The 10407-nt window shown below is 57.1% G+C and carries 10 protein-coding genes and 1 pseudogene; 5 read left to right on the top strand and 6 right to left on the bottom strand.

Features of this window, described 5'->3' with window-relative positions; translation table 11 throughout:
* Window positions 1-129: 129 nt before the first annotated feature.
* Both NQV17_RS37370 and NQV17_RS38270 read left to right on the top strand, forming a co-directional pair.
* Window positions 130-658, top strand: a pseudogene (locus NQV17_RS37370) (transposase); the annotation flags it as partial.
* On the top strand, window positions 549-989 hold the full coding sequence (locus NQV17_RS38270; RefSeq protein WP_374692808.1) for a hypothetical protein: 441 nt from the start codon (window positions 549-551) through the stop codon (window positions 987-989). The pseudogene NQV17_RS37370 and the gene NQV17_RS38270, both read left to right, overlap by 110 nt.
* A gap of 255 nt (window positions 990-1244) precedes the next feature.
* On the opposite strand, the gene NQV17_RS37365 is transcribed toward NQV17_RS38270, so the two are convergent.
* The 6 genes from NQV17_RS37365 to NQV17_RS37340 form a co-directional block, all read right to left on the bottom strand.
* Complete coding sequence (locus NQV17_RS37365; protein ID WP_257776094.1) at window positions 1245-1952, bottom strand: cache domain-containing protein; 708 nt, start codon at window positions 1950-1952, stop codon at window positions 1245-1247.
* Between the two features lie 3 nt (window positions 1953-1955).
* Entirely contained in the window at window positions 1956-2675 is a 720-nt protein-coding gene (locus NQV17_RS37360; RefSeq protein WP_257776093.1) for a FadR/GntR family transcriptional regulator, read from the bottom strand.
* Between the two features lie 443 nt (window positions 2676-3118).
* Complete coding sequence (locus NQV17_RS37355; protein WP_124665573.1) at window positions 3119-4276, bottom strand: FAD-binding oxidoreductase; 1158 nt, start codon at window positions 4274-4276, stop codon at window positions 3119-3121.
* Window positions 4277-4341: 65 nt separating this feature from the next.
* Window positions 4342-5853, bottom strand: coding sequence for an FAD-dependent oxidoreductase (locus tag NQV17_RS37350; RefSeq protein WP_257776092.1), 1512 nt, complete (start codon window positions 5851-5853; stop codon window positions 4342-4344).
* 8 nt (window positions 5854-5861) lie between these two features.
* Window positions 5862-6845 (bottom strand): electron transfer flavoprotein subunit alpha/FixB family protein, encoded by a 984-nt coding sequence (locus tag NQV17_RS37345; RefSeq protein ID WP_257776091.1) that lies wholly within the window; start codon window positions 6843-6845, stop codon window positions 5862-5864.
* Complete coding sequence (locus NQV17_RS37340; RefSeq protein WP_257776090.1) at window positions 6845-7636, bottom strand: electron transfer flavoprotein subunit beta/FixA family protein; 792 nt, start codon at window positions 7634-7636, stop codon at window positions 6845-6847. Before NQV17_RS37340 ends, NQV17_RS37345 begins: the two co-directional genes overlap by 1 nt.
* A gap of 594 nt (window positions 7637-8230) precedes the next feature.
* On the opposite strand from NQV17_RS37340, the gene NQV17_RS37335 reads away from it, so the two are divergent.
* The 3 genes from NQV17_RS37335 to NQV17_RS37325 form a co-directional block, all read left to right on the top strand.
* Window positions 8231-8980, top strand: coding sequence for an electron transfer flavoprotein subunit beta/FixA family protein (locus NQV17_RS37335; protein WP_257776095.1), 750 nt, complete (start codon window positions 8231-8233; stop codon window positions 8978-8980).
* 21 nt (window positions 8981-9001) lie between these two features.
* Window positions 9002-9937, top strand: a complete 936-nt coding sequence (locus tag NQV17_RS37330; RefSeq protein WP_257776089.1) for an electron transfer flavoprotein subunit alpha/FixB family protein — start codon at window positions 9002-9004, stop codon at window positions 9935-9937.
* 96 nt (window positions 9938-10033) lie between these two features.
* The coding region (locus NQV17_RS37325) for an NAD(P)/FAD-dependent oxidoreductase (protein ID WP_257776088.1) at window positions 10034-10407 on the top strand (374 nt) is incomplete at its 3' end.

Here is a 10407-nt window from a genome sequence, read left to right as displayed (position 1 = left end):
CCAGATTCGGCGATCCGCGTCTACGTTCTCTGGAACCATGTATTGCTTGCGTCAGCGCTATCGCGTTAGACACAGACCATTCGGTATGTAAACTATACTCTTCAGTATTCAAGGTCAACAGGAAAAAATCTGCGACAGTGGCTCTCAACGCGGGTGCTTGAGATCGAGCACCTGAAGCTCACAATCGAAAAACGCGCCGCATGCAGTTCGGCCGGAAATCGGAAAAGTTGGATTGCCAGATCGAGCAGCTTGAACTGCGGCTTGAGGGCCTGCAGGTCGACGAAGGCGCCGCCGATGTTGCGGCCACTCACGAAACAGCCGCGTCGCGACGGTGCGAGCCGCAAGCCGTTGCCCGATCACCTAGAGCGTGAAGAGCGAATCCACTTGCCCGGTGCCGCTGACTGCCCTGATTGCGGTGGGCGGCTCAAGCCGCTGGGCGAAGACATCGCTGAGCAACTCGAATACGTACGGGCGCGCTTCCGCGTGATTCGTCAACGGCCGCACGAAGACAGGACGTCTGTGGGTCCACGTGCGCATTGATCGGCCGAGTGGCTCCGACGAAGCGCCGGCGGTCTGGTTCGCCTACACGCCTGATCGCCGCGGAGAGCATCCGCAGCGGCATCTCGCTCGCTGCGCCGGCGTGCTGCAGGCTGACGCGTGCCGGCTACGCCGGGCCGTATCGCGGCGACACGGATCACGCCAACGCAGCTCACGAGCGCAACGAGGCCGCACAGCTGCTGCGAGATGCCGCGAAAGCTGACCTCTGGGTGATTGAGGGAACTTACGGCTCGCTCGTCAATGAGATCTGTACCGACTTTACGGCACTGATCTGGCTGTGTCTGGACGAAGCGGAATGCGTTGAGAACATTCGCCAACGCGGTATACGTCGTCGAGGAGACGCGGCTTCCTTCGCAGCATCGTTGGATTGGGCTTCGACGTATCGAAGCCGTCAGGGGCCGAGTTCATACATTGGCCACCAGGGACTGTGAGGACTACCGGGCAAACAAGCGCGTTCTTCGATCACGCGATGCTGTAATGGTCTTCTTGGATAGTTGTGAAACGTAGCGTGTCGTCGCGACTCAGTCGCGTGCACGCGGCGCCTATATCGATACGGTAGTGTCTATATGGCGTTGGAGGTTCGACGCTTTACAACTCCAATCCTAAAAACATATATGCCGTTCAGGTCTTTAACTAAGCGGCATTAGGTATACTTTTTCCGAATTCAACGATCGTCAATCGTTGCTCTATGCAGTTCCGACATACCAACCCACGTCGCCACACGGGAACCGCTTCCGCTTCAACCTCGTCGTGGATACGAGCTCGCCGACTGGAAACGTAGCGCTGTTTGATACCAACACGCGATGCTCATCGTTGAATACGCCGCAGTCGACGACTGCTTTACTCAAAAGCGGCGCAAGCATCCTCTCGAAGTCATCGAGAAGGAAGTCGCCCGCCACCACGCCGATAAATCGGTCGTTTATCCGGATTGGACAAGCCAGCGTCAACAGATAACGATCAAGATCTACATATGGCCCTACAGCAACTCGACGACGCCCCTCTCGAGGCAGGCTCACCCAGTCCGCATTGAGATAGTCGTAAAACGCGCCGCGCCAAGGAACAACCCCGTTTTTCGTCGTATAGATCGCTCCCTCCACGTCGCGTTCGATACATTCGACCCAATGGGGTAGACCCTCGATCACGCCGACGTCAATGACGACTCCCATGCTGGAGACGATCGGGTGTGAGCTACCAAGCGCACGGACCATTCGCTGCTTACCATGCTGAAGATCCGTTGTCCCGATCGCTCCAGACGCATCTAGCAACGGCATAAGATCCTCGCGATAACCTTCGGCGAGTGCCTCCAACTGGACAAATGTTTCGTCGAGCACCGAGCCGATTTGGCCGGCTATGCCAACGAACGTGTCTTTCAAATCAGAGATTTTCGTGGCCATTTTCTAAACCGCTTGCTCCGCAATAGCCTGCAGGCGAAGACGAACAAGATAGTCAAACGTTTGGGACGCGTGAGCTCTCGCTAGCGAAGTCGCCTCCTGTTCGTCGCGCGCTTCAAGTGCTTCCGTTATCCGCTGCAGCGTCCGCTGGGCCTCGGCTCTATATGCGCCATCTTCGTGAGCAAGTCCGAACAGCCAAGTGTACTTCTCATAAATTTCCAGGAGTGCCGCGCTCAAGCGGACCGACTGCGCGGCAGACGCAAGCTCGACGTCAAATCTAGCGTGCGCCCTGCTTGCATCGCTCAGCGTTTGGCCGCTGTTAATGCTCCTGGCATAGTCGAGTAGGCGGCGGCGATTTGCGCTCGACGATCGACGCGCCGCCAATCCTGCACACTCTGAAAGCAACATACCGCGCCAATCTGCAAGGTCTCTCAGCGAAACTGAGGACATGTTGCAGAGTAAGCGGAGGGCATTCTGATGCACGGCGGTCGAGCGTCGACGCACCACCGTACCCCCACCTCGGCCTGGACGCGTCTCAACTAATCCCTCGGCCCGCAATTCCGCCAAAGCCTCACGCAACGAAAAAGCACTAACTCGCAACTGGCCCGCCAGTGCGGCTTCCTTCGGCAATAGCTCCCCGTCTTCCAAGAAACCCAAATCAATTGCAATTCGCAGCCGCGCAACGATGCTCGCGGTTCCTGACAAACCGCTTATGGGTGAGAACATCGCCGAGTGCCACGGTACCGCGTGCTGCTCTGAAGAACGCGTAGCGATCTCTTCCGGTGGCCTGCGGACTCGAGCTGCATCTCTTAACATAGGCGGGTGGATCTCTGCGCGGAAGACGGTTGGATGAAATCGGAAGGTGGCGAGCTTCGGCTACCAGCCCACGATCAAGCGAGGTTGACCGGTCTGCGTAGCGGAGGCAACCCCTCACTCCGTCGCCGATTATACAGACCGGACCGTCGTTGTTAGGGGCGTGCTCGAACGCCCCACCAACTCGACACTTCCAACCGATGCACATGGGTTGCAAGGAACGTGCACCTGCCAAAGCAGGACGGCATTGATGCGAGCTTTGCACCCTGGATAGTTGCAACATCTGTCGGCTAAACCTACCGGGCGCAAAACGAAAACGGCCAAGACTCGATGCTTGGCCGCCATGCACATTGCTATCAGGTATTGTAGTTCCCCGCGTCCCATTTATATTGCTTACGCCAATCCTTCGGCAATCCTGCGAATCGCGACAAACCAAGTTCCTTGATTGGAATGCTGCTCTCTCCTGTCAACGTCAGCTCCGCCATTGCCTTTCCGATAGCAGGCGACAGACCAAAGCCATGACCAGATGTTACTGCCACGAACATACCTTCCGGTCCGTCCACCTTATCAAGGACGATGGAATGGTCGGGCGTGAGGTCGATCACACCACCCCAGCAGCGCAGCAGCGGGACATTTGCTGCCGAGGGTAGCAGCTCCGCTACTCTTCTAGCCGCATTGCGGAGGATCGGCGTCGTCGGCTTCTCGGGCTCCGATGTCAGATCAACATCGATCCACTCGTGTGGTCCACCGTTGAAATGCAGGTTTCCACGATGAGTCTGGCGAACCGATACGCCGTTCCCAATCATTGCGAAAGTGAACATAGGGGGCAACGGTGCCGAGACCATCGCTTCAAGTCTGGCTGCAGCGACAGGTACATATCCGCCGACCATCTCCGCAATCAAACCTGCCTGCGGGCCAGCGCAGTTGACGATACGCGGGGTTGAGATTTCTCCGCTCGGCGTTTTGATCCCCGAAATTGCACCGCCCGACGTCATGATCGACAATACAGGCGAATTCTCCAGAATCGTCACACCGCGATCACGTCCTGCCCAAGCAAACGCCTGAGCCGTGCGTTGCGGATTGGCATGCCCACCATGAGTCGTATGGATCCCGCCAACGACCGATTCGCTCAAATAGGGTAGCAGTTCCCGCGCTTCCTTTCCATCAACCAGGCGGAAAGGAAAGTCAGTCTTAGAGAATGCAGCATATGTGGCCTGCATATCTTCCCATTCATACGGAAATGCAGCCCACAGACGACCGTTCGGGCACCACTCAGTCACGTACCCGAGTTCGTCATCCAAGGTATTCCAAATCCGCTCCGCTTCCGCGGCAACTCGCGCTTCGATGGGCGTTTCGCCGCGAAGGCTCAAATACCCACTGGCACGGCCCGACGCCTCCCAAGCAGCTTTACCCTTGTCCAATACAACGACTTTCGCTCCGGCTTTCGCGAGCCAGTATGCAGTCGAAAGCCCTACAACTCCAGCACCTACAACAGCTACATCAGCGGTTTCCATGAGACTCCTCTGCATATTCATTCGCCTCGATCGTTGCTGCATCGACCAACCAGACTCGGTTCATATCATTGGTGATCGGACGGCGGAGCAGGCCAGTACAGCCAACCGGCGCGCATCTCTTCAGTCTCGTCATAGTCAGCGATGATTTGCAGAGGAATGGGGCGTAACGGACAGCGATAAGACCCTGGGGTGATTTCTTCAAGGGCCTTTCCGGCCGCGTTCGCAAGCAGCATGGAAGACTGATCGCGGCAGCGCTTTCCTTGGCAATGTCCCATCCCGACGCGGGTCAGCCGCTTCACCAGATCTTGGCTAGACTGACCGATCTCCGAAAGGCCTTCGAGACCACCACACGGCACCCGATTTTGTGCTTTGAGGTAACCCGGAGGACTCACATTCAGCAATTCCTGACGTGATACTTCCTCGCATTGACACACCATAACATCCAGCCCCTGGACACGCACAAATGCGTCCAGCCACTCGGTCGGCGGATAGTTGGCAGCCGTTCCCTGACACTCGATGCGCCGCTCTGCATCGACCGGCAATGCGTCGCCACTACCCACGTTCGCCGCGATGTAGCGTGCTGCTCGCCGCCCCTGTGCTTCTGCCTCGGCCTGATCAAGCAACATAGTTTCCGTCAATCCTGCGCCGTCGCCCACTACGAACACGTTCGGAACACTCGTTTGCATGTTGGCACTTACAACAGGCACCCACCCTCCGAGCTCGCGTCGAAATTCGGTCTTACAGCCGGTGACCGAGGCGAATTCGATGTTCGGAATCGCACCAAATGCCATACAAATGGTGTCGCACGGAATCTCGATCGCGCTTCCATCGATGGGTTGACGCATTTCGTCTACACGAACGAGTTCAACTCCATTGACCTCGGTTTCACCGATTGCGCGGCGGACGGCCGTCGAGAGATGAAACGCGACGCCTGCGTTCTTGAGGTTCTCAGCCAATTGGGGGTCGCCTTGTACGTCAGGCATGACCTCAACAATAGCCGCGACGGATACCCCCTTCGAGAGCGCCAACTGCGCTGTTCGCAGGCCAAGGTTGCCACTGCCGAGAATCACAATCTTCCCGCCGCCAAGTGCTTCGTAACGCGACAGCAGAGCGCTTGCTCCATTGGCGCCGAGAACGCCCGGCAAGTTCCAGCCCGGGAATGACAGGATGAGGTCACGAGTTCCCGGCGCAACAATCAGATAATCGTAATCGAGCAACGAACTGCGCTCGGCATCCGCAACGCCAATCTGATTTACCTTCTGATAAGTATTGTTTCTGCTCGGCCGAAAGCTTCCCCAAACTGCGGTCCCGGTGATGACGTCGACTCCGCCCTCGAGACACAGCATCAGAGGTTCGTTGGAACCCAAAACCCGCTCTGCAATTAGCCCCTGATCGGCCAGAACTGACGGAAGCCGCGCACCGTAGAAATACGGCGCATCGAGGCTCATAGCCGATACTTCTTGAGGATGCTCATCGAAGAGCGTCACCTGCATCCCTGCGCTTGCGGCTTCAAGAGCCGCCGCGCAACCCGCTGTGCCGCCACCAATAACAATCACGCGCTTAGATGTCGTTTCCATAGTCACACTTACAAATTTTCCGAACGCAGTTCTTTTACTCGTTCCACGAACGCAGGCAAAACGTCCTTCACATCCCCGACGACACCGAAACGGGCCACTCGGTAGATATTCGCATCCGGATCGTTATTGATCGCGACAACGGTCTTGACCCCTGAAATGCCAGCCAGGTGATGCACTGCGCCAGAAATTCCGACGGCGAAGTAGACATCCGGGCGAATTTTTACGCCGCTGAAACCAACTTGCTTGGAAGGTGGAATCCAGCCAAGTTCCACTACAGCTCGGCTGCCACCTACTCCAGCACCCAATGCAGCTGCCGCGTCATCAATCAACTTCCAGTTTTCCTTGCTGCCAATGCCAAGGCCGCCCGAAACAACAACCCGCGCAGTCTTCAGTTGCGGACCGACCCCAATGGGGTCAGCAATCTCCTCTAGAACCTCAGCCAGAGTATTGATTTCCGGCGCGTCGATCCTGTGAATGGCGCCCGCAACACCGGACTGCTCAATCGGCTCATTGCCACCTGGAGCAAGTATCGCCATACGCAACGGCCGGTTAAATAGGTACTCCGCCCTTGCAGCTCCACCGCTTACCGACTTCGTCGCCACGATTTCGCCCTTGTCAACTGCAATGGCAGTGCACGATGTAACGAGAGCAGCATCCAGTCGCGCGGCCAATCTAGGAACCCACTCGTTGGTTTCGGAGGACTGCTGGAACAGAACAAAGTCCGGCGACACCGCATCGATGATAGCTTTAGCCGAGGCGACGTACGCATCGCTAAGATAAGGCGTCAGTCGTACGTCATCCACACAATAGATGTCCGAACCAGCCATCTCGCTTAGTTGAGTCGCAACCTTCTCAATTCCGCTGCCAACAATTGCCCCCGCCACCGATGTATCGAGAACCTGTGAGAGTTGTCGCGCCGCCGCGACAACCTCTTGCGTGCCCGCGAGCAGTACCCCATTCGCAGCGGAACCAAAAAACAGAACGCCAGCCATCAGATCACTCCTTCTTCGTGCAATCGATCTGCGAGAGCCCTACCCGCTGCCGCGCCATCCCCCGCTGAAACAATTTCCGCGTGCACTGCGCCGACCTCTGGAAAATAGATTCGACGCAGCACCATGCTCGGCGCAGGCAATTCAACGCCAAGATCAGCGGGCTTAAGTGTTGGAATCTCCGCTTTCTTCGAGCTCATGACCCCTTTTAGCGATGGCGAGCGGGGTTTGTTGGCCTCATTCGAAATACCCAGCAAAGTCGGCAAAGCCGATCGAACGTGCTGGACGCCGTCATCGGTCAACCGCTCAACATGAACTCCCGCTGCCGTTACTTCAACCAGTCGCTTGACAGGCGACACTGCGCTCAGGCCGAGCTGCTCCGCGAGACGAAACAGAACCTGCCCATTATCGGTGTCAGATGATTGCCGGCCGCACAAAACGAGGTCCACCGGTTGAAGCGTCCGAATTGCCGCCCAGAGTAACGTCGCAACCACGGCAGGATCAGAGTCGATGCCGCCCGTCCCTTCAACATGAATCGCTTTGTCCGCGCCCATCGCGATTGCACGGCGGAGATGAGCCTTAAGCGCCTCGCTCCCGACACCCAGTACTGTGACTGAGCCGCCGATCGCCTCACGAATCTTGAGCGCTTCTTCAACGGCGTTGACGTCGTAACCGTTGGCCACGTCGCTTACGCCAGCCGGATTCGCAAGTGACTTCCCGTCAGGCCCAAGTACCAGACGCTCTGCCGGAGTGCTGGGGTCATGGACCTGCTTTAGTGTTACTACAATATGCATTTGTCTCTCCATCCGAATAGGCCGACCAATCACACTTTCGTCGGCCAGCAGGCTCCCGCCTCAGTTTCGCCTTTACACACTAGGGATATCCCCTACGCGCCCGCTCGGGCACCAGCACGACTATCGCGCACGGGACGTTCACGCACAAAAATACGACCCATAGATATAATAATTTGACCTCTCGGTCAGTATGCACCATCCTGCCGCGATGTCAAAAAAATTCAGGTCCCACCAACGATCAAAACTCTCGCGACTCTCGCAAGACAACGGGTCCACGGCTCGAGCAGCCGAACAACAGCTCTCGACCAAATCGGCGAGCCCGAACGCTGTCCTTGCGTATCGCAATTTCCGCGATATATACTAGGCGGTCAGTTTTTTATTATCAGCAGTTTTTCAAGCGCCGTCAACGAACCCACGTCCAGCGTGGCACAAGGGTTTCGGGCTTCCGAGGCCTTCAGGCAACCGAGGGGTACTCGGCAACCGGACGCCGGGAGAGCCAGGACCAGCCGTATCGTGGGCGAACAACTGCCCACCGCTGATAACGAAACGTGGACATCGGGTCCCCCCCAAATCATCGATGCATCGGAGGTCAAGATGAAGGTACTGGTGGCAGTTAAACGCGTGGTCGACTATAACGTCTCGGTTAGAGTCAAGTCTGACAATACAGGGGTTGACATTGCAACAGCCAAGATGTCGATGAATCCCTTTGATGAAATTGCAGTTGAAGAGGCGGTACGCCTGCAGGAATCTGGGGCGGCAAGCGAAGTTATCGTCGTCTCGTGCGGCGTCGCCCAAGGTCAAGAGACACTACGAACCGCATTAGCCATGGGAGCCGATCGCGCCATTCTCGTGGAAACTCAGCACGAACTTCAACCGCTCGCCGTCGCGAAGCTCCTGCATTCCCTTGTTGAAGAAGAGAAGCCTGGTCTCGTCATTGTTGGCAAACAAGCGATTGATGACGACTCCAATCAGACTGGTCAGATGCTCGCGGCGCTTGCCAGCATGCCGCAGGCAACATTCGCCTCAAAAATCGTCATCGCCGATGGAAAAGCAACTGTCTCTCGCGAGGTCGATGGAGGTGCCGAAACACTCGCCCTAACGCTTCCGGCCGTCGTGACGACGGATCTTCGCTTGAATGAGCCACGCTACGTCACGCTGCCGAATATCATGAAAGCGAAGAAAAAACCTCTCGCAGTAACGACGCCGGACGAATTGCGTGTGGACGTCAAGCCTCGCCTTAAAACACTCCGAGTCTCTGAGCCGGCGAAGCGCGCAGCTGGTGAAAAAGTCCCGGACGTCGCCACACTGGTGGCAAAGCTCAAGACTGAAGCCAAAGTGCTTTGAGAGAATGCGGAGATTGATGAAATGACGATTCTGGTAATTGCGGAACACGACAGCGCCTCAATCAAGGCGGCGACCCTGAATACGATTGGGGCAGCGCAAAAGATTGGTGGTGACATCCATTTGTTGGTGGCAGGTCACAACGCACATGCCGCAGCAAACGCAGCCGCAAAGATCGCGGGCATCAGCAAAGTGCTTCTGGCGGACGCACCGCACTTAGCGGATGGCTTGGCCGAAAACGTAGAGGCGACGGTACTCAACATCGCGACGAATTACACTCATGTCCTTGCGCCCGCAACCGCCTACGGAAAGAACGTTTTGCCGCGCATCGCAGCAAAGCTCGATGTTGCGCAAATTAGCGACATTACTGCCGTCGATTCGGCTGACACGTTCCAGCGCCCCATCTATGCTGGCAATGCGATCGCAACAGTGCAGTCGTTTGATCCAATCAAGGTGATCACGGTTCGATCTACGGCGTTCGATGCAGCATCGGACGACGGCGGGAACGCTGCAGTCGAGCCGATTTCTCCCGCTGCTGCGGCTGAGCGCATTCAGTTCGTCTCGCGGGAAATGGCCAAGCTTGAGCGGCCAGAACTCACAACCGCCACCGTAGTTGTGGCCGGAGGCCGCGGACTCGCTGCCAAGGAAAACTTTGAGTCCGTGCTTACGCCGCTCGCCGACACGCTGAACGCAGCAGTCGGTGCATCACGCGCAGCGGTCGACGCTGGCTATGCCTCAAATATCTATCAGGTCGGGCAAACGGGGAAAATTGTTGCACCTCGCCTGTACATTGCAGTCGGCATCTCCGGGGCGATTCAACATCTCGCGGGCATGAAAGACTCCCACGTTATTGTTGCGATCAACAAGGATGCTGATGCACCTATTTTCAGCGTCGCCGATTATGGTCTGGTTGGCGATTTGTTCGAGGTAGTACCTGAGCTGGTCAAGGCATTGCATTAAAGAGAAAAAGTCTGCCCAGAGGGTATGGTCGCACGCACACCTCTTGCAGCGAGTTGCCCTTCTGGAAACCTTACTCATTAACGGAGTTGTCGATTTATGGCAGTTGACGCCGAAATCCTGACCCAAGAACGCGAATCGATGGAATACGACGTCGTGATCGTCGGCGGCGGCCCCGCCGGGCTGTCGGCCGCGATCCGGCTCAAGCAGCTGGCCGCCGAGAAAGGCACCGAGATCGGCGTGTGCGTGCTCGAGAAGGGTTCCGAGATCGGCGCGCACATCCTGTCGGGCGCGGTGATGGACCCGCGCGCGATCACCGAACTGTTCCCCGACTGGAAGGAACGCGGCGCGCCGCTCGATGTCGAGGTGACGGAAGACCGCTTCCTGTTCCTGTCCGAGAACAGCGCGGTCACGACGCCGAACTGGGCGCTGCCCGCCAACTTCCAGAACCACGGCAACTACGTGATCTCGCT

This window comes from Burkholderia sp. SCN-KJ (assembly GCF_024656005.1).
Taxonomy (GTDB): Bacteria; Pseudomonadota; Gammaproteobacteria; order Burkholderiales; family Burkholderiaceae; genus Burkholderia.
This window is presented reverse-complemented; position numbering and strand designations above follow the sequence as displayed.